Below are 23,564 nucleotides of genomic sequence, written 5' to 3'. Positions count from 1 at the left end.
CGTGTGCGTCGTTGTCCGGCTCGTTGTCCGGCTCGGCGTCCGGTGTCTCAGCGGTGCCCGTGGCGTCGTCGCCGCAGCATCCCGGCCGCGACCACCGCTCCCACCGCCGCCCCGGCGATCAGCACCGGCGTCGGGTGCCGTAGGCCGGCCTGGACGACGGTGCGGACGGGGCCCGGCATGGCGCCCTCCGCGGCGTGACCCGCGCGCGTCGCCTTGTCCTGGACGGTGTGTCCGGTCCGGGTCGCCCGGTCCTGCACGGCGTGGCCCGCATGCGTCGCCCGGTCCTGGACGGCGTGCCCGGCCTGTGTCGCCCGGTCCTGCACCACATGGCCCGCATGCGTCGCCCGATCTTGAACGGCGTGCCCGGCCTGCGTCGCCCGGTCGTGCACCACATGCCCGGCCTGACCCACGCTGCTCCGCAGTTGCACGGTCATGGCACCGGCCTTGTCCATGAGGTCAGCGGTGCGGGTCATGGCTCGGCCCTTCACATCCGCCTTCCCCGCGAGGTCCGCCGCGGTGTCGCCGGGTCCGCTCCGCGTCTCCTCGACCTGCCGCCGCAGCTCGTCGGGCCCCTTGGCTCCGCCGCCTTTCGCGGCACGGCCCTTGGCCCTCTCGCCGCCCGGCTCCCCCGCGGTCCCTTCCGCCCCCGTCCTCCTGTCCGTCATCGATGTGCCCTTCCTGTGCCTCGGGTGTTCTCGCCTGTTCTCGTTCGCTCCCCGGTCAGGCGCACGCCTGCTCCCGGTTCGAAACACCGGGTACCCGGACCGGCCCCCGCTATCCCCGCCGTCCGCCTTCGCCCGGCCCGCGCTCGCCCAGCCGGGCAAGCTGGGCCTGGAACCAGTCGAGGCGGGCCTGCAACAGCGCGGCCTCTGCGGCGAGTTCGGGGACCCCGAGATCGTCGGCCGGACCGAGGCCGGCCATCGCCACGGACGCCCCCCGGCCGGCCACCACCCGCAGCCGCTCCCCCGCCAGCCGGGCGAACCCCGCGAGCGAGACGGACGTACGGCCATGCAGGCAGCCCGCGCAGGAGGGGGCGAGCGCCCGCCAGCCGGAGCGGCCCCAGCCTGCGTCCGCCAGGGCGGCGGCGACCGTACCGCAGGCGCACGCTCCGACCGTGGCGGTGCGCACCCGCTGACGGGCGTAGCGGAAGCCGCGCTCGAAGCGGATGTACCGGCCCAGCACGGTGACTTCGAGCAGGACGGCAGCCCGGTGCTCGGCCGTGCACAGCAGCGCCTCGGCCGTCGTACGGTCGTGCACGCAGTGGAAGCCGCAGTCGCAGCGGCGGCTCGGCGCACGGTGTCGCAGGCCGTAGACGCAGGACGCGTCGGCCAGGACTCCGTACGGCAGCGCGCCGCCCAGCGACACACCGGTGAACCCGGCCCGGGTGCCGTCCTGGGACAGCATCGGGTGGGCGATCTTGTATCCGGTCGGCGGCTCCGTCGGGCGTTCCTCCGGAAGCCGCAGCCTCATCGGGCGGCCGGGACCTCTTCGGGGGCCTTCAGTTCCTCGGCCGCGTCGGGGAGTTCGAGCTCTTCGTCGTGGGCCTGCGGCTGCTCCTCCGCGACTCCGGTGGCCAGTGCCTTTCCGAGCTTCATGACGCCTCCATGGGCCGATGGCGGTGACCGTCCTGGCCATGGTGGCCCATGGCGGGCGAATTGGGCAGAGGGCCCGGCGGACCTCGTCGCAGCAATGCTTACGCATACCTCGTAGCAGAATTAAGTGGAGCTTCACTGTCGGTCTGCCGAGACTCGTTCCATGACGACACCCGCTTCCGGCGCCCCGCCGTTCGGCCGCGCCCTGTGCGCGATGATCACTCCCTTCTCCGCGGACGGCGGGCTCGATCTCGACGGGGCCCAGCGGCTCGCCGACCGTCTGGTCTCCCAGGGCTGCGACGGCCTGGTGCTCTCCGGTACGACGGGCGAGTCACCGACCACGAGCGATGCCGAGAAGGCGACCCTCGTCGCGGCGGTGCGGGAGGCGGTGGGCGACCGGGCGTCGATCGTGACCGGGATCGGCACCTTCGACACACGGCACACGGTGGAGCTCGCGCTGGAGGCCGAAAAGGCGGGCGCGGACGGCGTGTTGGTGGTCAGCCCGTACTACAGCAGGCCTCCGCAGGACGCGCTGGAGGAGCACTTCCGGACCGTCGCGGACGCGTCGGGACTGCCGGTCGCGCTGTACGACATCCCGGGCCGCACCGGCACCCGTATCGAGCCGGAGACGCTGATCCGGCTCGCCGAGCACCCCCGGATCGTCGCGGTCAAGGACTGTTCCTACGACTTCCTCGGCGCCCAAAAGGTCATCGGGCGCACCGGGTTGGCTTACTACGCGGGCTGCGACGAGCACAATCTCGCGCTGTACGCGGTGGGCGGCGCCGGCTACATCAGCACGGTCGCGAACGTCGTACCGGACCGGCTCCGCGCGGTCCTCGACGCGTTCGAGGCGGGCGACACCCCCGTGTCCGCCCGCCTCCAACAACGTGCCACGCCGCTCATCGAGTTGATGATGGCGGCGGGCCTGCCCGGCACGGTCACCGCGAAGGCGCTGCTCAATGAGCTCGGCCTGCCCGCGGGCCCGGTCCGCGCCCCGCTGCGGCCCGCCGACCGGGATGCGGTCGACGGGCTGCTGGCGGCGTACGAGGAGTTCGTCACCGACTGATCAGCGCTCGGCGAAGACGGGCTCCCAGCGCCCGGCGTCCCCGTCATTGCCCATGCGGAAGCCGCTGAGGGGGACGGTCTTGTCGCTGCCGAGGGTGACCAGCACGAGCCGTTGGTGGAACTCGTTCTTGCCGTTCGGCGCCATGTCCCAGGCGATCAGCTTCGTGTCGCCGACCCAGGCGAGCAGCTGCTGCCCGCGCACCTCGGTCTTCTTGCCGGTGCGGGCGTCGAAGACCCAGGAGGACGTCTTCCACTTCTTGCCCGCGAAGGAACCGGCGACGAACTTGCCGCTGGGCGACTGCCCCGCGTCGACGAACCAGTCCAGGTACTTCTGGTCCTCCGGTACGGCGACCTCGGCGCCCGTGAGGTCGTAGAACTGCTTGCCGATGTCGCCCATGGGGTTCCCGGCCCAGACGTGCCTGCCGTCGGGGCTGAGCGCGAAGTCCTGGCGGGCGTTGAGGAAGCCGCCCATGGGGTCGTTGGAGTCGTTGTCGAGCTTCACCTCGCTCCAGGAGCCCTTGCCGGAGACCACGTCGAGGACGTAGAAGCCGGTGCGGCTCGACGGCTGCTTCTGGTCCCAGCCGTCGGACCCCTCCATCTTGATCAGCTCGTCGGGGTTCTCGCCGTAGGTCGTCGCGACCAGCTTGAGTCCGTCGCGCGAGAACGAGACTCCGGCGACCTTGTGGTCGACCAGGATCCACCGGTCGATCTTGCCGGTGTCCAGATCGAGCAGGCCGATCCGCGAGGTGGGCAGGTTCCGCTCCAGCACGGCGGCGATCTTAAGGCCCGGGGCGACGGCGACGTAGGACCACTTGGTGGTCTTCACGTACCGGCCCGTCTTGTGGTCCGGCAGCCAGTAGTCGCGAACGCGTTCGGCCGAGTCGTCGGAGTGCTTGACGACCTTGGGTACGTAGTACGCGGCCAGCACCGTGCTCCCGGCGGAGATCAGCTCGCGCGGCGGCGACTGGTCCGGATGCGCCGTGACGTCGCTCTTCTGTACGACGTCCGCGGGCCGCACGTCGTTCTTCCCGGAGTCCAGCAGCGGCACCGCCACCGCGACACCGACCACGGCGACGGTGGCCGCGGCGACGGAGGCGAGCCGACGGGCCCGTCGGCGACGGCGGACCGCCAGCACCCGGTCGGCGAACCCGGGCCTCGCCGACGTCTGTTCGCCGGCCAGCTCCCGCAGGGAGTCCCGTACGAGTTCCTCGACGTTCACGGACGCACCTCCACGGGCGAGAAGTCACGGGACGGCCGAGTCTCGGCGTCGGCCGGGCCCAGGGCGGCCAACTCGGGCGCGAGGGCGCGCAGCCGGGCGAGCGAGCGGTGGGTGGTGGACCGTACGGTGCCGACAGAGCAGCCGAGGATGCGGGCCACGTCGGCCTCCGGCAGGTCCTCGAAGTAGCGCAGCACCAGCACGGTGCGCTGCCGGTCGGTCAGCCGGGCCAGCGCGCCGCGCATCAGCAGCCGTAGCTCGGCGGCGGGGGCGGCGTCCGGGTCCGCGCCGGTCTCGGGCGGCTCGGCGACGGTCAGCTCGCGGCCGGGCCACTTCAGCCGCCAGCGGCTGATCTGCTGCCGGTACAGGATCTGGCGCACGTAGGCCTCCGGCTCGTCGATGCGGCGCCAGCGGCCGGCCGCCTTGATCAGCGCGTTCTGCAGGAGGTCCTCCGCGGCGTGCCGATCGCCGCCGGTCAGCAGCACCGCCGTCTTCAGCAGCGTGGACGACCGGTTCGCCACGAACTCCCTGAAGCTCTCCTGCGCTTGGGCATCCATCGTCACCTTCTCTTCCCCCGGGCGGACCCGGTGCCCGCCTCTCCTACCCCTTGTGACGCGTGCGGCGTGCTGCCGCTATGCCGACGCACAGAAAAGAAATCCGCGCATACGGCGGGGCCCGTACCGCCCCTTTGTGCGGTACGGGCCCCGGCCCGGCTCACAGCGCGCTGTGCGCGATCAGCCCCACTTGTACCCGTCACCGAAGAGCAGGAAGTGCTCCAGCACATCTTCCATCGGGTCGTCGACCTGCCCCACGTTGACCAGCCCGATGCGGGGGCCGTTGTGCGAGCCCGTGTTGGTCTCGTCGGCGTGCGCGGCCCCGGCCGGCAGCCAGCACGCCGCCCCCGCGGCCAGCACCCCGACCACCAGGCGCAGCACGGTCCTGGTCCGCTCGCTCGTGTTCACTCGACCCGTCATCAGCCTTCGGCCCTCGTTTCGTCGGTTCGGCAGGTGATCGGAAACTGCGTCCACCCGTTCATCTGCCTGGACCGCCCGGAGGTCACGACGAGTAACCCGTACGTGAGCGCGGTGCCGTGGGACTGACGGCGTGGTCAGGCCCTCTGGCCGTCGTCGGCCTCTCTGTGCATACCCGTGCACAGCGCCCAGACGATGAAGATGTTGACGGCGACCAGCGTCAGGGCCCACAGGGGGTAGTACGGCACCCACAGGAAGTTGGCGAGCGCGCCCAGCCCGGCCACGAACACGCCGAAGAAGCGCCCCCACAGCGCTCCGTTGAGCACGGCGCACCCTGCAAAGACGAGAAGGATTCCCAGAATGAGGTGGACCCAGCCCCAGCCCGTCAGGCTGAACTCGAACACGTAGTGACGTGTCGCGACGAAAAGGTCGTCCTTGGCAAGGGCCGCGATCCCCTCGAGTATCGCCATTGCTCCACCGAAGATCATCAGCACTGCCGCGAAGACGGTGGTACCGGACGTGGGCCCATGCCAGGGGTGCGGGCCGGCGTTGACCGATGTGGGTTGGGGGGCCTCACGGGCCATGTCGGCCTCCTCGGGTCGCGGAGCCATTCGGTCAGCCGAGCATCCTGGGCTGACTCGCCCCCCTGATTTCAGCGTGGCACGACGCCACTGCCTCGGCATTCCGACGCCGGCCACCAACAACCGAAGCCCACGGCATCTGAGCTGGTCAGAGCCGTGGGCTTCGTGTGTCCCGCCGGTCAGCGGAAAGGCCGATCAGTAGATCGGCGTCAGGTCAGGACGTTGATCGACCAGGCAGCCGCAGGTCCCGGCCGCCCATGATCAGTTGTGGCTGTGCAGGATGTCGTTCAGGCCGCCCCAGACCGCGTTGTTCGGGCGGGCCTCGACGGTGCCGGTGACCGAGTTGCGGCGGAAGAGGATGTTGGAGGCGCCGGAGAGCTCGCGGGCCTTGACGATCTGGCCGTCGGGCATGGTGACGCGGGTGCCCGCGGTGACGTACAGGCCGGCCTCGACGACGCACTCGTCGCCGAGCGCGATGCCGACGCCCGCCTCGGCGCCGACCAGGCAACGCTCGCCGATGGTGATGATCACGTTGCCGCCGCCGGACAGCGTGCCCATCGTGGATGCGCCGCCGCCGATGTCGGAGCCGTCGCCGACGACGACGCCCGCAGAGATACGGCCCTCGACCATGGAGGTGCCGAGAGTGCCGGCGTTGAAGTTGACGAAGCCTTCGTGCATGACGGTGGTGCCCGCGGCGAGGTGGGCGCCCAGGCGGACCCGGTCGGCGTCAGCGATGCGGACGCCCTTCGGGGCGACGTAGTCGGTCATGCGCGGGAACTTGTCGATCGAGGTCACCTGGAGGTGCAGACCCTCGGCGCGGGCGTTCAGCCGGACCTTCTCGACGTCGTCGACGGCGACCGGGCCGAGGGAGGTCCAGGCGACGTTGGCGAGGAAGCCGAACTGGCCCTCCAGGCTCAGGCCGTGCGGCTGGACCAGGCGGTGGGAGAGCAGGTGCAGGCGCAGGTAGACGTCGTGGGCGTCGATCGGCTTGTCGTCGATCGAGGCGATGACCGTGCGGACCGCGACGACCTCGACGCCCCGGCGGGCGTCCGGACCGATCGCCTTGGCGGCGCCTTCGCCGAGCAGCTCCACGGCGCGGTCGGCGGACAGCCGCTCGCTGCCGGAGGGGCCAGGCTCGGCGACGAGCTCGGGCGCGGGGAACCAGGTGTCGAGAACGGTGCCGTCGGCGGCGATCGTGGCGAGGCCGGCGGCCACGGCGCCGGTGGTGCGGGGAGCAGTCGTGTCGGTCATGAGGGCAACCTAACCGGCGGGGGGCCGCGCGGGCCAACCGGTGGCGGGGGCGTCTCAGGGTGCGGGCCGTCGGCGGCCTTCCCGTCACGGAATCACGCGGCGCAGCACGTCGCGCGCGTACTCCTCGTCGTACGGCGCCTCCGTGAGCAGCACCTGAAGACAGATCCCGTCCAGCAACGCCACCAGCGCCCGCGCCGTGACCGCGTCCGTACGGCGGGAGAGCCGGTCGGCGAGATCGCGCGCCCACTCGTCGGCGACGGGGCGCAGGGCGGGGCGGCGCAGGGCGGCGAGGTAGAGCTCGCACTCCAACTCCACGCCCGTGCGGTCCCCGGCGAGCCACTCGCCCATCAAGCCCGCGAGCTCGGTGGCCAGGTCGGTCTCCGGGTCCTCAAGGCCGCCGCGCGAGACGACCACCTTGGCGAAGCCCTCGTTGGCCTGGCGCAGGGCGGCGACCAGCAGATCGTCGAGGGTCTTGAAGTGGTACGTCGTGGAGCCGAGCGGCACGTCCGCCTCGGCGGCGACGGCGCGGTGGCTCAGCCCCGCGATGCCCTTCTCCCCTACGACCCGGATCGCCGCGTCGATGATCCGCTGACGTCGCTCGGGGTCGTAGCGCCGGGCCATCAGTGCGCGCCTCCCAGGTTGAGCACCACCACGCCGACGATGATCAGCGCGATGCCCGCGGCCTTGGCGACCGTCATGCCCTCCCCCAGGAACAGGATCCCGATGGTGGCGATCGCCGCGGTGCCGACCCCGGCCCAGATCGCGTAGGCCGTGCCCACGGCGACGGTCCTCAGCGTCTGGGCCAGCAAGGCGAAGGAGACGACGTATCCGAGAGCGGTCAGCAGCGACGGCCACATCCGGCTGAAGCCGTCGCTGTACTTCATGGCGGTTGTGGCGGCCACCTCGGCCGCTATGGCTCCGGCGAGCAGCAGGTATCCCATGTGTACAAGCGTACACAACGTTGCGTACGACCGTACACAAAGCGGCGCCGGGCCGGTTCGGTTCAGCAGGTGCGGCGGCGGTATCCGCCCTCCCCCGCCGGTGCGACGTCCAGGTCGCGCAGGACCACCGACAGCCGGTCGCCCCAGTCGGCGCAGGCCGCCTTGAGGCCGTCCGCGCGGTACTCGATGACGAAGACCCGGTCGTCATAGGCGTCCGCGTAGGCGCCGCACTCGTCGTACTGTCCGCACTCCTCGGCGACCGCGAAGTCGAAGCCGAGGCGGCGTCCCTGCTGGGCCAGGTCGGCGGCGTTCTTCTGGCCGATCGCCAGACCGGCGGCGTGCGCCCGCGTGGCGAGCAGCTCGCCGAAGGCCAGGTTGTCGTCGGCGGTCAGGAGCCCCTCGGACCGCTCGTTGGAGTCGAGGTTGTCGGCCTCGACCGCCTGGAATCCGGACTCGGCGCAGGAGTCGATCCACTTCCCCACGATCCCGGCGAGCCGTTCGCGCTTGGCGTCCGTCGAGATGTCCAAGAGCGCCTCGTCCCAGTCCTGGTCGACGACGGGCGTGCCGTCGGCGTCACGGAGCAGCAGGTCGGGATGGCGGTCCTCCCACCAGCCCTCGGCATCCGGCTGGGCCTGGAAGGCGTTGACGTAGCAGATGCTGTACACGCCCGGCGCCGGTTCGGCGGTGCGGTCGCGGGAGACGGCGCGCACACCGGCGGGCGGCGGGTAGGACCCGCCGATCTGGTAGTCGAAGGCGACCCCCGGCTCGGGCAGTTCCACCCCCTGGGGGTCGTCCCCCTCGCTCTCGGACGACGTCGTACATCCGCCCGCGGCCACGGCGAGCACACCGCACAGCGCCGTGGCCATGAGGGTTCGGCGGAGGGATTGAGGGACGCGGTGGACCATGATCCGAGGGCTCCTGACGGTGCGTGATCTTCGGTGCTGCCCGGCCATGATGCCCTGCTCCGCGCACCCCGCCGGCGAAGTGCCGTGCAGAGCCCCGACCTTCACAGGGCGCCGGCCCGTTGATGTGGATACGGCTGTTTCCAAAGGGCTGCTCCGGGACCACTGGTTCCACTACTGTTGTTCACCGTTCACATACCGGGCCTTCGCAGCCGCGGTCGTCGCCCCATGACGCCGCTGGGGGGAACAGCGCATGCCAGAAAACAAGTCCCGGCCGCCCCAGGACCAACCTTGGGAGAACGGCTGGGCCCCGGACACCTCCCGGGCACCGGGGACGCGCCGTCTGTGGCTGGCGGGCGGGATGGCGGTGGCGACGATCGTCGCCTGTGCCACCGCGATCGCCGTATCGGAAAGGGCATCTGACGACCGGTCGTCCTCGGCGTCGCCCTCTGCCGAGGACACTTCGGCCCCCGGCCTGATCTCCTTCGCCACCCCGTCGGGGACGACTCCCCCGAAGGGCAAGAGCGGCCTGTCGACAGTGCGCCCGGGGACCAGGGCGCCCGGCCAACAGCACGCCGGCACACCGAAACCCGCGCCGAAGCCGTCCAAGTCGCCGTCCCACGAGGGCAGTTCACCGACGGCCGCTCCGAAGCCCCCGGCCACCACCTGGCGATCCGTCCGTTCGGTCAACTACCCGGACCGTTACTGGCATGTGAGCGACGGCTACGTGAAGCTGGACCCGGTCCGCGGCTCGGAGTCCCGCGAGGACTCGACCTTCAAGCAGGTCAAGGGCCTGGCGAACAGCTCCTGTTCCTCCTTCGCCACGCACGACGGCACGTACCTGCGCCACCGCAACTTCGTCCTGCGCGCCGAACGCAACGACGGCTCGGCCCTCTTCGCCCAAGACGCCACCTTCTGTTCCCGCGGCTCCTCGTTCCACTCCGGCGCCGCCATGCTGGAGTCGGTGAACTACCCGGGCTACTTCCTGCGCCACCGCAACTTCGTGATCCGCCTCGAACGCTTCGAGTACGGCTCCCAGTACCAGGCCGACTCGGCGTTCCGGCTGGTCGGCGGACTGGCCTGAGCACACGAAAGCGGCGGCCCCTGCCGGGTGCCGCCGCTTTTCGTGTGCTCAGGTGATCTCAGACGTTGAACCCGAGCGCCCGAAGCTGCTCGCGGCCGTCGTCCGTGATCTTGTCCGGGCCCCACGGCGGCATCCAGACCCAGTTGATGCGCAGCTCGCTGACGAGGCCGTCCGTGGCGGACTTGGCCTGGTCCTCGATGACGTCCGTCAGGGGGCAGGCCGCCGAGGTCAGGGTCATGTCGAGCGTCGCGATGTTCGCGTCGTCGATGTGGATCCCGTAGATCAGACCGAGGTTGACGACGTCGATACCCAGCTCGGGGTCGACGACGTCGTACAGCGCCTCACGGACCTCTTCCTCCGAGGCCGGCTTCATCTCAACGGTCTCGCTCATGCCGTCTTCCTTTCGGCGTCGGCTCCGCCCAGGGCCTGGGCCGTCGCGTCCTTCCACGCCATCCAGCTGAGGAGGGCGCACTTGACCCGGGCCGGGTACTTGGAGACGCCGGCGAACGCGACCGCGTCCTCCAGCACCTCCTCCATCGCGTCGTCGGGCTCGATCTTCCCCTTGGACTGCATCAGCTCCAGGAAGGTCTCCTGGATCTTCTGCGCGTCGGAGAGGTCCTTGCCGACGAGGAGGTCGTTCAGTACGGACGCGCTCGCCTGGCTGATGGAACAGCCCTGGCCCTCGTACGAGACGTCCTCGATCGTCGTGCCGTCGTACTTCACACGGAGGGTGATCTCGTCGCCGCACGTCGGGTTCACGTGGTGCACCTCGGCGTCGCCATCCCGCAAGCCCCGCCCGTGCGGGTGCTTGTAGTGGTCCAGGATGACTTCCTGGTACATCGAATCCAGCTTCATGCGATCGCTCGTCCCGTCAGCCGAAGAAGTTCCGGACGTGCTCCAGGCCGTCCACCAGAGCATCGATCTCGGCCGGCGTGGAGTACAGATAGAACGACGCTCGCGTGGTCGCAGGAATTCCGTACCGCAGGCACACGGGGCGGGCGCAGTGGTGGCCCACCCGGACCGCGATGCCCTGCTCGTCGAGGACCTGGCCCACATCGTGCGGGTGGATGTCGCCGAGCGTGAAGGAGATCGCGGCGCCGCGGTCCTCGGCCGTGGTCGGGCCGATGATCCGCAGGTCGGGGACCTCCGCCAGGCGCTTCACCGCGTACTCGGTGAGCGCGTGCTCATGGGCGAGGATCTTGTCCATGCCGATCGAGTTGAGGTAGTCGATCGCCGCGCCCAGACCGATCGCCTGGGAGATCGGGGGCGTGCCCGCCTCGAACTTGTGCGGGGCGGGAGCGTACGTCGACGAGTGCATCGACACCGTCTCGATCATCTCGCCGCCGCCGAGGAACGGAGGCAGGTCCTCCAGCAGCTCCTGGCGGCCCCAGAGGACGCCGATGCCGGTCGGGCCGCACATCTTGTGGCCGGTGAAGGCCACGAAGTCGGCCTGGAGGGACTGCACGTCCATCGGCATGTGCGGCGCGGCCTGCGAGGCGTCGATGCAGACCAGCGCGCCGACTTCCTGCGCGCGGCGCACTATCGCCTCGACCGGGTTGATCGTGCCCAGGATGTTCGACACCAGCACGAAGGAGACGATCTTCGTCTTCTCGGTGATGATCTCGTCGATGTTGGACAGGTCGAGGCGGCCGTCGTCGGTGAGACCGAACCACTTCAGCTTCGCGCCCGTGCGCTGCGCGAGCAGCTGCCACGGCACGATGTTGGAGTGGTGCTCCATCTCCGTGATGACGATCTCGGTCTCGTGGTCCACCCGGTAGGGCTCGTCGGCCCAGCCGAGCATGTTCGCCACGAGGTTGAGCGACTCGGAGGCGTTCTTCGTGAAGATCACCTCGTCACGCGAAGGCGCGTTGATGAACTCCGCGACCTTGTCGCGCGCGCCCTCGTACAGCGCCGTGGCCTCCTCGGCGAGGACGTGCACGCCACGGTGGACGTTGGCGTTGTGCTGCTCGTAGTACTCGGAGAGCACGTCGAGCACCTGGCGCGGCGTCTGCGAGGTCGCCGCGTTGTCCAGGTACACGAGCTTCTTGCCGTCGTGGACGACGCGGTCCAGGATCGGGAAGTCCTTGCGGAGCGCCTCGGTGTCGAGGAGGCCCGGCAGCTGTGTCACGCGGATGCGCCACCCTTCGTGTATGCCTCGTAGCCCTCGTTCTCCAGCTTGTCGGCGAGCTCGGCGCCGCCGGACTCGACGATGCGGCCGGCGGAGAAGACGTGGACGTAGTCGGGCTTGATGTAGCGCAGGATGCGCGTGTAGTGGGTGATCAGCAGCGTGCCGACCTCGCCGGTCTCGCGGACCCGGTTCACGCCCTCGGAGACGACGCGCAGGGCGTCGACGTCCAGGCCGGAGTCGGTCTCGTCGAGGATGGCGACCTTCGGCTTGAGCAGCTCCAGCTGAAGGATCTCGTGGCGCTTCTTCTCACCGCCGGAGAAGCCCTCGTTGACGTTGCGCTCGGCGAAGGACGGGTCCATGTTGAGGCGCTCCATGGCCTCCTTGACCTCCTTCACCCAGGTGCGCAGCTTGGGGGCCTCGCCGCGGATCGCGGTGGCGGAGGTGCGCAGGAAGTTGGAGACCGAGACGCCGGGGACCTCGACCGGGTACTGCATCGCCAGGAACAGGCCGGCGCGGGCGCGCTCGTCGACGGACATCTCCAGGACGTCCTCGCCGTCGAGGGTGACGGTGCCGCCGGTGATCGTGTACTTCGGGTGACCCGCGAGGGAGTAGGCGAGGGTCGACTTGCCCGAGCCGTTGGGGCCCATGATGGCGTGCGTCTCGCCCTGCTTCACGGTGAGGTCGACGCCCTTGAGGATCTCCTTCGTGGCGTTGTCGGCCTCGACGGTGACGTGCAGGTCTCGGATTTCAAGCGTTGCCATGGGTGCCTCAGGACTCCTGGGTGAGGGAGACGAGAACGTCGTCCCCTTCGATCTTTACGGGGTAAACGGGGACGGGGCGCGTCGCGGGTAGGCCGGACGGCTTGCCGGTGCGGAGGTCGAACGCGGAGCCGTGCAGCCAGCACTCGATCTGGCAGTCCTCCACCTCGCCCTCGGAGAGCGAGACGTTCGCGTGCGAGCAGATGTCGTGGATGGCGAACACCTCCCCCTCGGTCTGCACGACCGAGACCGGCGTGCCGTCGAGTTCCACCCGCTTCGGGGTGTCCTCCTCCAGCTCGCTCAGCCCACAGGCGCGTACGAAAGCCATCAGACCGTGGCCTCCAGCTCCTCGTCGATCTTCACGAGGAGGCGCTCTTCGATGTCGTCGACGCCGATCTGCTGGACCAGCTCGGCGAAGAAGCCGCGCACGACCAGGCGACGGGCCTCGTCGGCCGGGATGCCGCGGGCCATCAGGTAGAAGAGCTGCTCGTCGTCGAAGCGGCCGGTCGCCGAGGCGTGGCCGGCGCCGACGATCTCGCCGGTCTCGATCTCCAGGTTCGGCACGGAGTCGACACGGGCGCCGTCGGTCAGAACCAGGTTGCGGTTCATCTCGTAGGTGTCCGTGCCCTCGGCCTTGGCCTCGATGAGGACGTCGCCGATCCACACCGCGTGGGCGTTGTCGCCCTGGAGCGCGCCCTTGTAGGCCACGTTGGACTTGCAGTGCGGGGTGTTGTGGTCGACCAGGAGGCGGTGCTCCTGGTGCTGGCCCGCGTCGGTGAAGTAGAGGCCGAACAGCTCGGCCTCGCCACCGGTGCCGGCGTAGGCGACGCGCGGGTGGAGGCGTACGAGGTCGCCGCCGAACGTGACCACGAACGACTTGAAGGTGGCGTCCCGGCCGATCAGCGCGTTGTGCTGGCCCACGTGCACGGCCTTGTCGTCCCAGTCCTGGACGGAGACGACGGTGAGCTTGGCGCCGTCGCCCAGGATGTAGTCGACGTTGGCGGCGAGCACCGCGTCACCGGTGTGGTCGATGACGACGACGGCCTCGGCGAAGGCTCCGAGCTCCACGACCTGGTGGCCGTAGGCGACCCCGCCCTCGCCGTGCACGGCGATCCGGATCGGCTCGGTGAGGACCGTCTCCTTGGGGACGGTGACGACACCGGCCTTCTCGAACGCCGAGTAGGCCTGGGCGGCGACGCGGTCCACGGGCGTGCCCGCCTTGCCGAGGCGCGCGTCGTCGCGGCCGACGGTCTCGACGGTGACGCCCTCGGGGGCCTCGACGGTGACCTGGAGGCCGTCGCCGGTCGCCACGGCGGTGCCGTCGTGCAGCCCGCGCAGGCGCTCCAGCGGGGTGAACCGCCACTCCTCCTCGCGGCCGTGCGGCACCGGGAAGTCCGCCACGTCGAAGGACGGGGGCGCGCTCATGCGCGTGGCGACGGTCGACTCGGCGGCCACCGCGATCTGGCCCGCGGTGGTGGAGCCCACGGGGATGTTCTGAGCCTCAGCCATGGCTGTCGGTCTGCTCTCTTTCCTACGTCAGATTTCGCTAGCTGCTTACCGAAGGACCGGTCTTAACCGACCGCGCCTTCCATCTGCAGCTCGATCAGCCGGTTGAGCTCAAGGGCGTACTCCATGGGCAGCTCCTTGGCGATCGGCTCGACGAAGCCGCGCACGATCATCGCCATCGCCTCGAACTCGCTCAGACCACGGCTCATCAGGTAGAAGAGCTGGTCCTCGGAGACCTTGGAGACGGTCGCCTCGTGGCCCATGGACACGTCGTCCTCGCGGACGTCCACGTAGGGGTACGTGTCGGAGCGGGAGATGGTGTCGACGAGCAGCGCGTCGCACAGCACGTTGGACTTCGAGCCGTGGGCGCCCTCGCCGATCTCGACCAGACCGCGGTACGAGGTACGGCCGCCACCACGCGCCACGGACTTCGACACGATGTTGGAGGAGGTGTTCGGCGCCATGTGGACCATCTTGGAGCCGGCGTCCTGGTGCTGCCCCTCGCCCGCGAAGGCGATGGACAGGGTCTCGCCCTTGGCGTGCTCGCCCATCAGGTAGACGGCCGGGTACTTCATCGTCACCTTGGAGCCGATGTTGCCGTCGATCCACTCCATGGTCGCGCCCTCGTAGGCGACGGCGCGCTTGGTGACCAGGTTGTAGACGTTGTTCGACCAGTTCTGGATGGTCGTGTAGCGGCAGCGGGCGTTCTTCTTGACGATGATCTCGACGACCGCGGAGTGCAGCGAGTCCGACTTGTAGATCGGGGCCGTACAACCCTCGACGTAGTGCACGTAGGCACCCTCGTCGACGATGATCAGGGTCCGCTCGAACTGGCCCATGTTCTCCGTGTTGATGCGGAAGTAGGCCTGGAGCGGGATCTCGACGTGCACGCCCTTCGGCACGTAGATGAAGGAGCCGCCCGACCACACGGCGGTGTTCAGCGACGCGAACTTGTTGTCACCGACCGGGATGACGGTGCCGAAGTACTCCTTGAAGAGCTCCGGGTGCTCCTTCAGAGCCGTGTCGGTGTCCAGGAAGATGACGCCCTGCTCCTCCAGGTCCTCGCGGATCTGGTGGTAGACGACCTCGGACTCGTACTGGGCGGCGACACCGGCGACGAGGCGCTGCTTCTCCGCCTCCGGGATGCCCAGCTTGTCGTAGGTGTTCTTGATGTCCTCGGGCAGGTCCTCCCAGGACTCCGCCTGCTTCTCCGTGGAACGCACGAAGTACTTGATGTTGTCGAAGTCGATGCCCGAGAGGTCCGAGCCCCAGTTCGGCATGGGCTTCTTGTCGAACAGCCGCAGACCCTTGAGGCGGAGCTTGGTCATCCAGTCCGGCTCGCTCTTCTTCGCGGAGATGTCACGGACGACGTCCTCGCTCAGACCGCGCTTGGCAGAGGCGCCGGCCTCGTCGGAGTCCGCCCAGCCGTATTCGTACTTGCCCAGACCCTCGAGCTCAGGGTGGGCAGTCTCCTCGATGGGGAGAGTCATGCGGGGTTCCTCCCGGCCGTGCTTGCAGGTGCGTTATGGGTGGTGTGGGAAATCTTCGGGATGAACGTCGTGCAGACGCCGTCGCCGTGCGCGATCGTCGCCAGTCGCTGGACGTGCGTTCCGAGCAGCTCGGCGAAGATCTCCGTCTCCGCCTCGCACAGCTGCGGGAACTGCTCCGCGACATGGGCGACCGGGCAGTGGTGCTGGCAGAGCTGCTCGCCTTTTTGGGGGAGGGGTGCGCTGCGCGCCGTTGCAGCGTACCCGTCTGCGCTCAGGGCCTTGGCCAGGGCTTCGGTGCGCTCATCCGGGCTGACGGCCTCGATCGCCTTGCGGTAGGCGCTCGCCTGGGCGGCGATCCGGGCTCGGGCGAAGGCGGCGACCGCCTCGCTCCCGCCCCCGCGCTCGGCGATCCACTTCAGGGCGTCCACGGCGAGCATGTCGTACGACTGATCGAAGGCGTCGCGGCCGCAGTCGGTGAGCGCGAAGACCTTGGCGGGACGGCCACGCGTGCGCGTGCCGTACACGCGCTGCTCGCGAGCCTCCACGACATCGTCCGCGGCCAGCGCGTCCAGATGCCTGCGTACGGCGGCCTGGGTCAGTCCCAGCCGGCCGGCCAGCTCGGCGACGGTCGACGGCCCGTGGTCCAGGATGGACCGCGCGACCCGGTTGCGCGTCGAGCGCTCTCCGGTCGCGAGCTCCTCCTGAGGGGTTCCCATGCGGGTCTCCCTGGCCTCGCCGACGTTTTTCACAACGCCATTGTTGCGTAATTCCTCAAGGCCAGGCAAGCCACGTCCGGGCCCCTCGACGGTGCCCTGCGTCACTTAGGTATACCTAATCTGACCTGCGGAAACGATCTTTGATCGATCAATTCGGTGGCATCGCCCGGCCCCCTCCGGGACACTCCCGAACCATGCCCACACCCCCTCCGACCGGCCCTCTTGTCACTTGGGACACCCTCGCCGCACAACTGCGCGAGCTAGGCGTCCAAACCGGTGAAACCCTCCTCGTGCACTCCTCGCTCAGCGCCCTCGGCTGGGTCTGCGGAGGAGCCGTCGCGGTCGTCCAGGGACTGCTCGACGCCCTCGGCCCCGACGGGACGCTCGTGGTTCCCACCCAGACCGGCGACCTCTCGGATCCGGCGGTCTGGAGCAATCCACCGGTGCCCGAGGAGTGGTGGGACACGATCCGGGCGACCATGCCCGCGTACGACCCCCTCGTCACGCCCACGCGCGGGGTCGGCGTGATCCCGGAGACCGTACGGACCTGGCCGGATGCCCGGCGCAGTGCGCATCCGCAGACCTCCTTCGCCGCCCTCGGTCCGCGCGCGGCGCACATAACCGAGGGGCACGCCCCCGACTGCCGCCTCGGCGAGCGCAGCCCGCTCGCCCGGCTGGAGGCACTCCACGCGCGCGTGCTGCTGCTCGGCGCCGGCTACGACACGTGCACCAGCTTCCACCTCGCCGAGTACCGGATCCCGTCGCCGCTGGTGAAGGTGGGGCGGCCGGGGCCCACGGGCTGGGAGGTGGTCACCGAGGTGTCGATCACCTCGGACCGGTTCGACGAGCTCGGCCACGACTTCGAGCGGGACCGTCCCGTCGTCCGCGGCAAGGTGGGCGCGGCCGACGCACGGCTGTTTGCGCTGGCCGACGCGGTGGCGTACGCGCAGCGGTGGCTGGCCGTGCACCGGTCCCGCGAGGAGGAGATCTGAACCCTCACCCATGAACAGATGCGAACCCGGCCGTTCGGGGGACCGAGGGCCTACCTAGACTCTGGAGCCATGCGAACTGAGCCCGTGGTCCAGGTCCAGGCCCTGGTGAAGCGGTACGGCACGAAGACCGCGGTGAACGGCCTCGACCTGGTGGCCCGGGCAGGTGTGACCGCCGTGCTCGGACCCAACGGCGCGGGCAAGACGACGACGGTCGAGACCTGCGAGGGATACCGGAAGCCGGACTCCGGCACGGTGCGCGTCCTGGGCCTCGACCCGATACGGCAGTCCGGCGAGCTGCGGCCGCGCATCGGCGTGATGCTGCAGTCCGGCGGCGTCTACTCGGGCGCGCGGGCCGACGAGATGCTGCGCCATGTCGCCAAGCTGCACGCGCATCCCCTGGACGTCGACGGCCTCATCGAGCGGCTCGGGCTGGGCAGCTGCGGCCGGACCACCTACCGCCGCCTCTCCGGCGGCCAGCAGCAGCGGCTCGCGCTCGCCATGGCCGTGGTCGGCCGCCCTGAGCTGGTGTTCCTGGACGAGCCGACGGCCGGGCTCGACCCGCAGGCCCGCCGGGCCACCTGGGACCTGATCCGGGACCTGCGCACCGACGGCGTCTCCGTGATCCTCACGACCCACTACATGGACGAGGCCGAGCAGCTCGCCGACGATGTCGCCATCATCGACGCGGGCCGGGTCATCGCCCAGGGCTCCCCCGAGGAGCTGTGCCGCGGCGGCGCCGAGAACACCCTGCGCTTCACCGGCCGCCCCGGCCTCGACGTCGGGTCCCTGCTGAAGGCCCTGCCCGCCGACTGCACGGCCGCGGAGCTGACGCCGGGCTCGTACCGGGTCGGCGGCAAGGTCGACCCACAGCTGCTCGCGACGGTGACGTCGTGGTGTGCGCAGCACGGGGTGATGCCGGAGAAGATCTCGGTGGAGCGGCACACCCTGGAGGACGTTTTCTTGGAGCTGACCGGCAAGGAGCTGCGCTCGTGACGACCGTCGATACGGGTGTGTACACCCCCAAGCCGGGCGCCGCCCCTCTCCTCCGCATGATCGCGGCCCAGGCGGCTCTCGAGACGAAGATGCTGCTCCGGAACGGCGAGCAGTTGCTCCTGACCGTCGTGATCCCCACCCTGCTGCTGGTCCTGTTCGGCTCGGTGGACATCGTCGACACGGGCGCCGGCAAGGCCGTCGACTTCCTCGCCCCCGGCATCCTCGCGCTCGCCGTGATGTCGACGGCGTTCACGGGGCAGGCCATCGCCACGGGCTTCGAGCGCCGCTACGGCGTGCTGAAGCGGCTGGCCTCCTCACCGCTGCCCCGCTGGGGCCTGATGACGGCGAAGACGGCGTCGGTGCTGGTCACCGAGATCCTGCAGATCGCCTTGCTGACGGTGATCGCCTTCGCGCTGGGCTGGTCGCCGCAGGGCAGCCCCCTGGCCGTGCTGCTCCTCCTCGTCCTCGGCACGGCGGCCTTCTCCGGGCTCGGCCTGCTGATGGCGGGCACGCTCAAGGCCGAGGCCACCCTGGCCGCGGCCAACCTGGTCTTCCTGCTGCTGCTCGTGGGCGGCGGGGTGATCGTGCCGCTGGACAAGTTCCCGGACGCCGCCCAGGACGTCCTCGGCCTGCTGCCCATCTCGGCGCTCTCCGACGGACTGCGGGACGTGCTCCAGCACGGGGCCGGGATGCCGTGGGGCGACCTGGGAATTCTGGCCGTGTGGGCGGTCGTGGGGCTGGCGGCGGCGGGGAAGTTCTTCCGCTGGGAGTAGGGCAGCCGGAGCCCCGGTGCGGACCCTCGTGAAAGCGTGCACAAGCGGCCGCCTACGATAGGGCGCGTGCCAAAGCTGACCCGCGCCGACGCCGTAGCGGCCGTGCGCAACCCCCTCGCCTTCATCGCCGCACGCTGGACCCCCACCCCGAGGACGGTCCAACGGGCGGCCCTCGCCGCGCTCGTGATGTCGGTGCTCATCGTGGTCACCGGCGGTGCGGTCCGCCTCACCGGTTCCGGGCTCGGCTGCCCGACCTGGCCCAAGTGCACCGACGACTCGCTCACCGCCACCAGCGAGATGGGCCTGCACGGCGCCATCGAGTTCGGCAACCGCATGCTCACCTACGTGCTGTGCGCCGCCGTCGGCTGGGCGATCATCGCGGCCCGCTCCACGAAGCCGTACCGGCGCGGTCTGACCCGCCTGGGCTGGGCGCAGTTCTGGATCGTCATGAGCAACGCGGTGCTCGGCGGCATCGTCGTCCTGGTCGGTCTCAACCCGTACACGGTCGCGGCCCACTTCGTGGCGACGTCCGCGCTCATCGCGGTCGCGACGGTGATGTGGCAGCGCACCCGGGAGGGTGACGGGGTGCCGCGTCCCCTGATCGGCAAGGCGGTGCAGCAGCTGGTGTGGGTCCTGGTCGGGGCCTCGGTGCTGCTGATCCTGGTCGGCACGGTGGTCACCGGCGCGGGCCCGCACGCGGGCGACTCCAGCGAGGTCGAGCGGATGCCGGTCGACTGGGAGACCGTCACCAAGCTGCACGCCGTGCTGGCCTGGATCGTGGTCACGCTGACATTCGCCCTGTGGTTCGTCCTCAAGGCGGTCGACGCCCCGAAGAACCCCCTGAACCGCACCCGCGACCTGTTCCTGATCCTCCTCGCCCAGGGTGTCATCGGCTACGTCCAGTACTTCACGGACCTGCCGGAGATCCTGGTCGGCCTGCACATGTTCGGCTCGGCCGTGACCTGGATCGCGGTACTGCGGGTGCTGCTGTCCCTGCGGGAACGGCCGCTCGACGAGATCGGCATCCCGGCTCCGGCGACCGAGGCGACGGTCGGCACGCGCGCGTGAGTCAGCCGTACGCCGTCACCAGCTCGTCGATCGCCGACCTCAGGTAGGCCCGCGTCAGCCCGGCCCTGCGCGCCGCCCACTCCTCGCCCGGCGGCGCGTCGGCGTCGCCGTAGCGGCGTCGGCGGATGTCCTCGACCACCTCTGCGGACACCCCGAGACCGGGCAGCAGGTCCAGGGCCTCGCGCTTGGAGATCAGGCGGCCGTCGCGCAGGGTGATGCCTGCCCGGGCGAAGGTGATCAGCCCCAGGTCGACCCAGACGTCCCGCGTCCACAGGTGCGCGTTGTCGACGGCCGGCCGCCAGAAGTCCCGCTGGTCGCGCACGACGAAGTCGCCGAGCTCCCGGTCCGAAACCGGCGGCAGCAGGCCGCCGGGCGCCTTCCCGTGCAGCACCCGTCCGAAGGAGTGCAACTCGCGTCGGGTCACCGGGGTCACCGGCCGTTTGAACAACTCCTCGTGCGCCCAGGTGAGATGGCGCCGGCCGGGGTCGTCCGCCGTGTCGGGCGTCAGGTAGGTGCAGTGCAGCTGCACGGCGAGCGGCTCGGCCCGCAGCCGGGCGTGGAGCTTCGCCAGCCGCCAGACGGTACGGGGCGTGAGCGGGCCGTCCAGTACGGCGATCAGGTCGAGGTCGCTGCGCCCCTCCTGGTAGTCGCCCCCGGCGAGCGAGCCGTGCGCCCACACGGCGACGGGAGCGAGAGGGGCGAGCTCCGTGAGAAACCGGTCGAGTAAGGCGGCGGTCGGCATCCGCCCAGTCTGTACGGCTCACCCCAGCCCGTACACCCGTTTCGCGTTCCCCGCCGCCACCATCGCCGCCACCCGCTGCGCGTCCGCCAGCGACCACGCCCCCTCGGCGACCCAGCCGCCGAGCACCCTGCCGAGGGCCTCGCGGAAGAGTCCCGCGCCCACCACGTGCAGTTCGGGCAGGCCCTGTGCCCCGCTGGAGAAGAGGATCTTGCCGAAGGGGGCCAACTCCAGGATCTCGGCGAGGATCGTGGCCGCGCGGGCGCCCGTGCGGATGAGGGCGGCTCCGGAGTCGGCGTAGACATGGGGGAAGACACCGGCCAGGTGGGCGGCGTGCCGGTGGTACGGGTAGCCGTGCAACAGGACCAGATCGGTGCCGAGGCCCGCCGTGGCGCGGACGAAGTCGGTGAGCAGCGCCGGGTCCGTGCGGTCGATGCGTACGCCGGGCTCCCCCAGCCCCGCGTGCAGTTGGAGCGGCAGTCCCGACGCCACCGCGATCCACAGCAGGTGCCGTAGCAGCACCGGGTCGGTCAGCTCCCCGCCCACCCTGCGACCCGCCAGCCAGCGGCCCGCCGCGCCCCGTACCTCTCCCGGCCCCGGCGGCTCGGGCGCGAGCGCGAGTCCGTGCCGTACTCCGGCGACGGAGGTGAAGGCCACGGCGCTCGCCGCCGCGCCGTGCACCGATTCGGCGAGGTTGGCGAGGAAGGACTCGACGGTGCCGGAGGTGTCGGCGACCTGTTCCGCGAGCAGTTCGAGGCGCACGATCTCATGGGTCTCGGCGGAGGCGGCGGAGGCCAGCTCGGTGGGGCCGGTGAGGTCGCCGGGCAAGCCGGTGTCGATCAGATACGTCGTGATGCCACTGCCGCGCAGAAGACGCCGGCCCGCCTCCATGACGCCGAGTTCACGGCGCCTGGCCAGGTAGCGGGCGGGTGGGCAGTGCGGTTCGAGGCCGAGCAGTGGGGGGCACCAGCGGCGTACGGCGAAGCCGGTCTGGGTGTCGAAGAGCGTGGTGCCGGGGGCCGGTGGACCTTCTGTGCGGGCCAACTGGGCCTCGAAGGTGCCGAGGCCCAGTTCCGTGCGCAGTACGCCGTGGCAGTACTGGTCCACGAGGGATGGCGTGTCGAACATCCGGGCTCCCCGTCGGTGGACTGCGCTTGCTACACGTCCTAACGGGTGAACCGGTGACTTGGTGTTGCGAAAGGGGTGGGCTGTTCAGCCGCCGATCTGGATGCCGGCCATCCGCTTCCACTCGTACGGGCCCGTCGTGACCTTTGCCGCGAACTCGCCGTCGAACGCCTCGTGGCGCGTGACCCCGGCCTTCTCCACCGCCTGCTCGGCGATCTCGTACGACGGTGCCACCAGGTCGCCCCAGCCGCCGTCGTCCCCGACGAGCACGATTCGGGCGCCGCGCTGTCCGATGTATGCGACCTGGGCCTCGGCGCCGCCATGGGACTTCGCGAAGGTGTTGATCTGCTTGGCCAGCTTGGCCACCTTGTCTGCCATGACCAGGATGCTACCGACGAGTAGATCGAATGGCGACGGGCGGGGTGCGTGACCCGTGCCTCAGCACCCCTGCCTCAGGAAGGGGTCCCCTACCTCAGGAAGGGGTCCACCGCCACCGCCACGAACAGCAGCGACACATAGGTGATCGACCAGTGGAACAGGCGCATCTCCTTCAGCTTCACGCCCGTCACCTCCGCCTTCGCGCGGTTCTGCAGCGCGTGCGCCTCCCACAGCCACCAGCCGCCCGCGCCGAGGGCGACCGTGGTGTAGAACCAGCCCGTGTAGCCGAGCGGCGTGAGCAGGAGCGAGACCGCGACCATCACCCAGCTGTAGATGACGATCTGCTTGGCGACGACCTTGTTGGAGGCCATGACCGGGAGCATCGGCACGCCCACGCGCGCGTAGTCCTCCTTCACCTTCATGGACAGCGGCCAATAGTGCGGCGGCGTCCAGAAGAAGATCACCATGAAGAGGATGAGCGGCGCCCAGGCGAGGGAGTTCGTGACGGCCGTCCAGCCGATCAGCACCGGCATACAGCCCGCGATGCCGCCCCACACGATGTTCTGCGAGGTACGCCGCTTGAGGATCATCGTGTAGACGACGACGTAGAAGAGGAGCGCTCCGAGGGAGAGCCAGGCGCTCAGCCAATTGACGGTGAGGCCGAACAGCAGCGTCGAGACGACCGCCAGCGTGATGCCGAAGGCCAGGCACTCGCGCGGGCTGACCATCCCGGTGACCAGCGGGCGCTGCGACGTGCGGTCCATGAGCGCGTCGATGTCGCGGTCGATGTACATGTTCAGCGCGTTGGCGCCACCGGCGGAGAGGTAGCCGCCGACGCAGGTGAGCAGCACCAGACCGAGGTCCGGCACACCCTGCTCGGCCAGGAACATCACCGGAACGGTGGTGATCAGCAGCAGCTCGATGATCCGCGGCTTGGTCAACGCCACGAACGCCTTGACCCGGGCCCCGATCGGCCGCCGGCTCGGGCTCTGGCTCGTCCCGATAATCCCCGCTGGACGGGATTCAACGGCCGTCACGCACACCCCTGACAGAGACATCCCAGCAAGCCTCCCCGTGTGAAGTACCGGTAAAGGCTCGCGCGTACCACGCCACTGTAGACGTTGCCCAGACCCGGACATTCGCGGGGGTGGGGTCGTGTTGAAGGGGGCCTTCCGACGGGCGCGCCACGGCTCGATTGAGCACCCGGATGAGCGCCTGCGTATTCACTTGCCGAACGCGGAACTACCTAGTCGGGAGGCACATCCCGGCGACTCCCGGCAGTCTGGAATGACTCG

General features: G+C 70.1%; 29 protein-coding genes. 6 read left to right on the top strand and 23 right to left on the bottom strand.

Going from position 1 to position 23,564, the window contains the following annotated elements; translation table 11 throughout:
* Nucleotides 1–47: 47 nt before the first annotated feature.
* The 3 genes from BLU79_RS20285 to BLU79_RS49135 form a co-directional block, all read right to left on the bottom strand.
* On the bottom strand, nucleotides 48–665 hold the full coding sequence (locus tag BLU79_RS20285; protein WP_107489303.1) for a DUF3618 domain-containing protein: 618 nt from the start codon (nucleotides 663–665) through the stop codon (nucleotides 48–50).
* 109 nt (nucleotides 666–774) lie between these two features.
* On the bottom strand, nucleotides 775–1,470 hold the full coding sequence (locus tag BLU79_RS20280) for a hypothetical protein (RefSeq protein ID WP_093907224.1): 696 nt from the start codon (nucleotides 1,468–1,470) through the stop codon (nucleotides 775–777).
* On the bottom strand, nucleotides 1,467–1,595 hold the full coding sequence (locus BLU79_RS49135; protein WP_256333391.1) for a hypothetical protein: 129 nt from the start codon (nucleotides 1,593–1,595) through the stop codon (nucleotides 1,467–1,469). The genes BLU79_RS20280 and BLU79_RS49135 overlap by 4 nt, the downstream gene beginning before the upstream one ends.
* Nucleotides 1,596–1,755: 160 nt before the next feature.
* Here BLU79_RS49135 and dapA point away from each other — a divergent pair, with 160 nt between their 5' ends.
* Nucleotides 1,756–2,658, top strand: a complete 903-nt coding sequence (gene dapA / locus BLU79_RS20275; RefSeq protein ID WP_177001094.1) for a 4-hydroxy-tetrahydrodipicolinate synthase — start codon at nucleotides 1,756–1,758, stop codon at nucleotides 2,656–2,658.
* On the opposite strand, the gene BLU79_RS20270 is transcribed toward dapA, so the two are convergent.
* From BLU79_RS20270 to BLU79_RS20235, 8 genes are all read right to left on the bottom strand, one after another.
* Complete coding sequence (locus tag BLU79_RS20270; protein ID WP_093907222.1) at nucleotides 2,659–3,876, bottom strand: hypothetical protein; 1,218 nt, start codon at nucleotides 3,874–3,876, stop codon at nucleotides 2,659–2,661.
* Entirely contained in the window at nucleotides 3,873–4,430 is a 558-nt protein-coding gene (locus BLU79_RS20265) for a SigE family RNA polymerase sigma factor (protein WP_093907221.1), read from the bottom strand. The genes BLU79_RS20270 and BLU79_RS20265 overlap by 4 nt, the downstream gene beginning before the upstream one ends.
* Before the next feature lie 177 nt (nucleotides 4,431–4,607).
* A complete protein-coding gene (locus BLU79_RS20260) occupies nucleotides 4,608–4,847 on the bottom strand; it encodes a hypothetical protein (RefSeq protein WP_093907220.1) in 240 nt (79 codons plus the stop codon).
* Nucleotides 4,848–4,981: 134 nt separating this feature from the next.
* Nucleotides 4,982–5,428 (bottom strand): DUF7144 family membrane protein, encoded by a 447-nt coding sequence (locus BLU79_RS20255; RefSeq protein WP_371131898.1) that lies wholly within the window; start codon nucleotides 5,426–5,428, stop codon nucleotides 4,982–4,984.
* Nucleotides 5,429–5,686: 258 nt separating this feature from the next.
* On the bottom strand, nucleotides 5,687–6,676 hold the full coding sequence (dapD, locus tag BLU79_RS20250) for a 2,3,4,5-tetrahydropyridine-2,6-dicarboxylate N-succinyltransferase (RefSeq protein ID WP_093907219.1): 990 nt from the start codon (nucleotides 6,674–6,676) through the stop codon (nucleotides 5,687–5,689).
* A gap of 84 nt (nucleotides 6,677–6,760) precedes the next feature.
* Entirely contained in the window at nucleotides 6,761–7,297 is a 537-nt protein-coding gene (locus BLU79_RS20245; protein ID WP_093907218.1) for a TetR/AcrR family transcriptional regulator, read from the bottom strand.
* Complete coding sequence (locus tag BLU79_RS20240) at nucleotides 7,297–7,617, bottom strand: DMT family transporter (protein ID WP_093907217.1); 321 nt, start codon at nucleotides 7,615–7,617, stop codon at nucleotides 7,297–7,299. Before BLU79_RS20240 ends, BLU79_RS20245 begins: the two co-directional genes overlap by 1 nt.
* Nucleotides 7,618–7,679: 62 nt before the next feature.
* The gene (locus BLU79_RS20235) at nucleotides 7,680–8,522 is read right to left on the bottom strand and encodes an endo alpha-1,4 polygalactosaminidase (RefSeq protein WP_093907216.1); all 843 of its coding nucleotides are present in this window, start codon (nucleotides 8,520–8,522) and stop codon (nucleotides 7,680–7,682) included.
* A gap of 250 nt (nucleotides 8,523–8,772) precedes the next feature.
* Here BLU79_RS20235 and BLU79_RS20230 point away from each other — a divergent pair, with 250 nt between their 5' ends.
* Complete coding sequence (locus BLU79_RS20230; protein ID WP_093907215.1) at nucleotides 8,773–9,603, top strand: AbfB domain-containing protein; 831 nt, start codon at nucleotides 8,773–8,775, stop codon at nucleotides 9,601–9,603.
* Nucleotides 9,604–9,661: 58 nt separating this feature from the next.
* On the opposite strand, the gene BLU79_RS20225 is transcribed toward BLU79_RS20230, so the two are convergent.
* From BLU79_RS20225 to BLU79_RS20190, 8 genes are all read right to left on the bottom strand, one after another.
* Nucleotides 9,662–9,994, bottom strand: a complete 333-nt coding sequence (locus BLU79_RS20225) for a metal-sulfur cluster assembly factor (protein ID WP_028809645.1) — start codon at nucleotides 9,992–9,994, stop codon at nucleotides 9,662–9,664.
* On the bottom strand, nucleotides 9,991–10,458 hold the full coding sequence (sufU, locus tag BLU79_RS20220) for a Fe-S cluster assembly sulfur transfer protein SufU (RefSeq protein WP_093907214.1): 468 nt from the start codon (nucleotides 10,456–10,458) through the stop codon (nucleotides 9,991–9,993). The genes BLU79_RS20225 and sufU overlap by 4 nt, the downstream gene beginning before the upstream one ends.
* Before the next feature lie 16 nt (nucleotides 10,459–10,474).
* Nucleotides 10,475–11,731: a cysteine desulfurase gene (locus tag BLU79_RS20215; RefSeq protein WP_093907213.1), complete on the bottom strand. Its 1,257-nt coding sequence runs from the start codon at nucleotides 11,729–11,731 to the stop codon at nucleotides 10,475–10,477.
* Nucleotides 11,728–12,492: a Fe-S cluster assembly ATPase SufC gene (sufC, locus tag BLU79_RS20210; protein ID WP_093907212.1), complete on the bottom strand. Its 765-nt coding sequence runs from the start codon at nucleotides 12,490–12,492 to the stop codon at nucleotides 11,728–11,730. The genes BLU79_RS20215 and sufC overlap by 4 nt, the downstream gene beginning before the upstream one ends.
* 7 nt (nucleotides 12,493–12,499) lie before the next feature.
* A complete protein-coding gene (locus tag BLU79_RS20205; protein WP_030948995.1) occupies nucleotides 12,500–12,817 on the bottom strand; it encodes a non-heme iron oxygenase ferredoxin subunit in 318 nt (105 codons plus the stop codon).
* Nucleotides 12,817–13,998 (bottom strand): Fe-S cluster assembly protein SufD, encoded by a 1,182-nt coding sequence (sufD, locus tag BLU79_RS20200; RefSeq protein WP_093907211.1) that lies wholly within the window; start codon nucleotides 13,996–13,998, stop codon nucleotides 12,817–12,819. The genes BLU79_RS20205 and sufD overlap by 1 nt, the downstream gene beginning before the upstream one ends.
* 62 nt (nucleotides 13,999–14,060) lie before the next feature.
* The gene (gene sufB, locus BLU79_RS20195) at nucleotides 14,061–15,485 is read right to left on the bottom strand and encodes a Fe-S cluster assembly protein SufB (protein WP_093907210.1); all 1,425 of its coding nucleotides are present in this window, start codon (nucleotides 15,483–15,485) and stop codon (nucleotides 14,061–14,063) included.
* A complete protein-coding gene (locus tag BLU79_RS20190; RefSeq protein WP_093907209.1) occupies nucleotides 15,482–16,234 on the bottom strand; it encodes a helix-turn-helix transcriptional regulator in 753 nt (250 codons plus the stop codon). The genes sufB and BLU79_RS20190 overlap by 4 nt, the downstream gene beginning before the upstream one ends.
* A gap of 161 nt (nucleotides 16,235–16,395) precedes the next feature.
* Here BLU79_RS20190 and BLU79_RS20185 point away from each other — a divergent pair, with 161 nt between their 5' ends.
* The 4 genes from BLU79_RS20185 to BLU79_RS20170 all read left to right on the top strand — a co-directional run bounded on the left by BLU79_RS20185 (nucleotide 16,396) and on the right by BLU79_RS20170 (nucleotide 20,027).
* Nucleotides 16,396–17,193 carry an AAC(3) family N-acetyltransferase gene (locus BLU79_RS20185; protein ID WP_093907208.1) on the top strand — a complete coding sequence of 266 codons (798 nt, stop codon included), beginning with the start codon at nucleotides 16,396–16,398 and terminating at the stop codon, nucleotides 17,191–17,193.
* 69 nt (nucleotides 17,194–17,262) lie between these two features.
* Complete coding sequence (locus BLU79_RS20180) at nucleotides 17,263–18,186, top strand: ABC transporter ATP-binding protein (protein ID WP_093907207.1); 924 nt, start codon at nucleotides 17,263–17,265, stop codon at nucleotides 18,184–18,186.
* 56 nt (nucleotides 18,187–18,242) lie between these two features.
* Nucleotides 18,243–18,959, top strand: a complete 717-nt coding sequence (locus tag BLU79_RS20175; RefSeq protein WP_256333402.1) for an ABC transporter permease — start codon at nucleotides 18,243–18,245, stop codon at nucleotides 18,957–18,959.
* A 66-nt stretch (nucleotides 18,960–19,025) separates the two neighbouring features.
* Complete coding sequence (locus BLU79_RS20170) at nucleotides 19,026–20,027, top strand: COX15/CtaA family protein (RefSeq protein WP_371131897.1); 1,002 nt, start codon at nucleotides 19,026–19,028, stop codon at nucleotides 20,025–20,027.
* 1 nt (nucleotide 20,028) lies between these two features.
* Here BLU79_RS20170 and BLU79_RS20165 read toward each other — a convergent pair whose 3' ends face one another.
* The 4 genes from BLU79_RS20165 to BLU79_RS20150 all read right to left on the bottom strand — a co-directional run bounded on the left by BLU79_RS20165 (nucleotide 20,029) and on the right by BLU79_RS20150 (nucleotide 23,327).
* Nucleotides 20,029–20,769, bottom strand: a complete 741-nt coding sequence (locus tag BLU79_RS20165; RefSeq protein ID WP_093907204.1) for a nucleotidyltransferase domain-containing protein — start codon at nucleotides 20,767–20,769, stop codon at nucleotides 20,029–20,031.
* Nucleotides 20,770–20,787: 18 nt separating this feature from the next.
* Entirely contained in the window at nucleotides 20,788–21,894 is a 1,107-nt protein-coding gene (locus BLU79_RS20160) for an amidohydrolase family protein (protein ID WP_093907203.1), read from the bottom strand.
* Nucleotides 21,895–21,978: 84 nt separating this feature from the next.
* Nucleotides 21,979–22,269 (bottom strand): hypothetical protein, encoded by a 291-nt coding sequence (locus tag BLU79_RS20155; protein WP_093907202.1) that lies wholly within the window; start codon nucleotides 22,267–22,269, stop codon nucleotides 21,979–21,981.
* Between the two features lie 89 nt (nucleotides 22,270–22,358).
* Nucleotides 22,359–23,327, bottom strand: a complete 969-nt coding sequence (locus BLU79_RS20150; protein WP_371131896.1) for a heme o synthase — start codon at nucleotides 23,325–23,327, stop codon at nucleotides 22,359–22,361.
* Between the last annotated feature and the right edge of the window lie 237 nt (nucleotides 23,328–23,564).

Origin of the sequence: Streptomyces sp. cf386 (genome assembly GCF_900103585.1) — a bacterium.
In the GTDB taxonomy this organism is placed as follows: Bacteria; Actinomycetota; Actinomycetes; order Streptomycetales; family Streptomycetaceae; genus Streptomyces.
Note: the sequence above shows the minus strand (reverse complement) of the source record. Positions and strands in the feature narration are given on the sequence as shown.

Coding starts and splice junctions, on each gene's coding strand:
- BLU79_RS20280 (WP_093907224.1), bottom strand. CDS start 1,470: ATGAGGCTGCGGCTTCCGGAGGAACGCCCGACGGAGCCGCCGACCGGA.
- BLU79_RS20255 (WP_371131898.1), bottom strand. CDS start 5,428: ATGGCCCGTGAGGCCCCCCAACCCACATCGGTCAACGCCGGCCCGCAC.
- BLU79_RS20205 (WP_030948995.1), bottom strand. CDS start 12,817: ATGGCTTTCGTACGCGCCTGTGGGCTGAGCGAGCTGGAGGAGGACACC.
- BLU79_RS20185 (WP_093907208.1), top strand. CDS start 16,396: ATGCCCACACCCCCTCCGACCGGCCCTCTTGTCACTTGGGACACCCTC.
- BLU79_RS20230 (WP_093907215.1), top strand. CDS start 8,773: ATGCCAGAAAACAAGTCCCGGCCGCCCCAGGACCAACCTTGGGAGAAC.
- BLU79_RS20260 (WP_093907220.1), bottom strand. CDS start 4,847: ATGACGGGTCGAGTGAACACGAGCGAGCGGACCAGGACCGTGCTGCGC.
- BLU79_RS20160 (WP_093907203.1), bottom strand. CDS start 21,894: ATGTTCGACACGCCATCCCTCGTGGACCAGTACTGCCACGGCGTACTG.
- BLU79_RS20225 (WP_028809645.1), bottom strand. CDS start 9,994: ATGAGCGAGACCGTTGAGATGAAGCCGGCCTCGGAGGAAGAGGTCCGT.
- BLU79_RS20245 (WP_093907218.1), bottom strand. CDS start 7,297: ATGGCCCGGCGCTACGACCCCGAGCGACGTCAGCGGATCATCGACGCG.
- BLU79_RS49135 (WP_256333391.1), bottom strand. CDS start 1,595: ATGAAGCTCGGAAAGGCACTGGCCACCGGAGTCGCGGAGGAGCAGCCG.
- BLU79_RS20285 (WP_107489303.1), bottom strand. CDS start 665: ATGACGGACAGGAGGACGGGGGCGGAAGGGACCGCGGGGGAGCCGGGC.
- dapA (WP_177001094.1), top strand. CDS start 1,756: ATGACGACACCCGCTTCCGGCGCCCCGCCGTTCGGCCGCGCCCTGTGC.
- sufU (WP_093907214.1), bottom strand. CDS start 10,458: ATGAAGCTGGATTCGATGTACCAGGAAGTCATCCTGGACCACTACAAG.
- dapD (WP_093907219.1), bottom strand. CDS start 6,676: ATGACCGACACGACTGCTCCCCGCACCACCGGCGCCGTGGCCGCCGGC.
- sufC (WP_093907212.1), bottom strand. CDS start 12,492: ATGGCAACGCTTGAAATCCGAGACCTGCACGTCACCGTCGAGGCCGAC.
- BLU79_RS20165 (WP_093907204.1), bottom strand. CDS start 20,769: ATGCCGACCGCCGCCTTACTCGACCGGTTTCTCACGGAGCTCGCCCCT.
- BLU79_RS20235 (WP_093907216.1), bottom strand. CDS start 8,522: ATGGTCCACCGCGTCCCTCAATCCCTCCGCCGAACCCTCATGGCCACG.
- BLU79_RS20155 (WP_093907202.1), bottom strand. CDS start 22,269: ATGGCAGACAAGGTGGCCAAGCTGGCCAAGCAGATCAACACCTTCGCG.
- BLU79_RS20265 (WP_093907221.1), bottom strand. CDS start 4,430: ATGGATGCCCAAGCGCAGGAGAGCTTCAGGGAGTTCGTGGCGAACCGG.
- BLU79_RS20175 (WP_256333402.1), top strand. CDS start 18,243: ATGATCGCGGCCCAGGCGGCTCTCGAGACGAAGATGCTGCTCCGGAAC.
- BLU79_RS20180 (WP_093907207.1), top strand. CDS start 17,263: ATGCGAACTGAGCCCGTGGTCCAGGTCCAGGCCCTGGTGAAGCGGTAC.
- BLU79_RS20240 (WP_093907217.1), bottom strand. CDS start 7,617: ATGGGATACCTGCTGCTCGCCGGAGCCATAGCGGCCGAGGTGGCCGCC.
- BLU79_RS20150 (WP_371131896.1), bottom strand. CDS start 23,327: ATGTCTCTGTCAGGGGTGTGCGTGACGGCCGTTGAATCCCGTCCAGCG.
- sufD (WP_093907211.1), bottom strand. CDS start 13,998: ATGGCTGAGGCTCAGAACATCCCCGTGGGCTCCACCACCGCGGGCCAG.
- sufB (WP_093907210.1), bottom strand. CDS start 15,485: ATGACTCTCCCCATCGAGGAGACTGCCCACCCTGAGCTCGAGGGTCTG.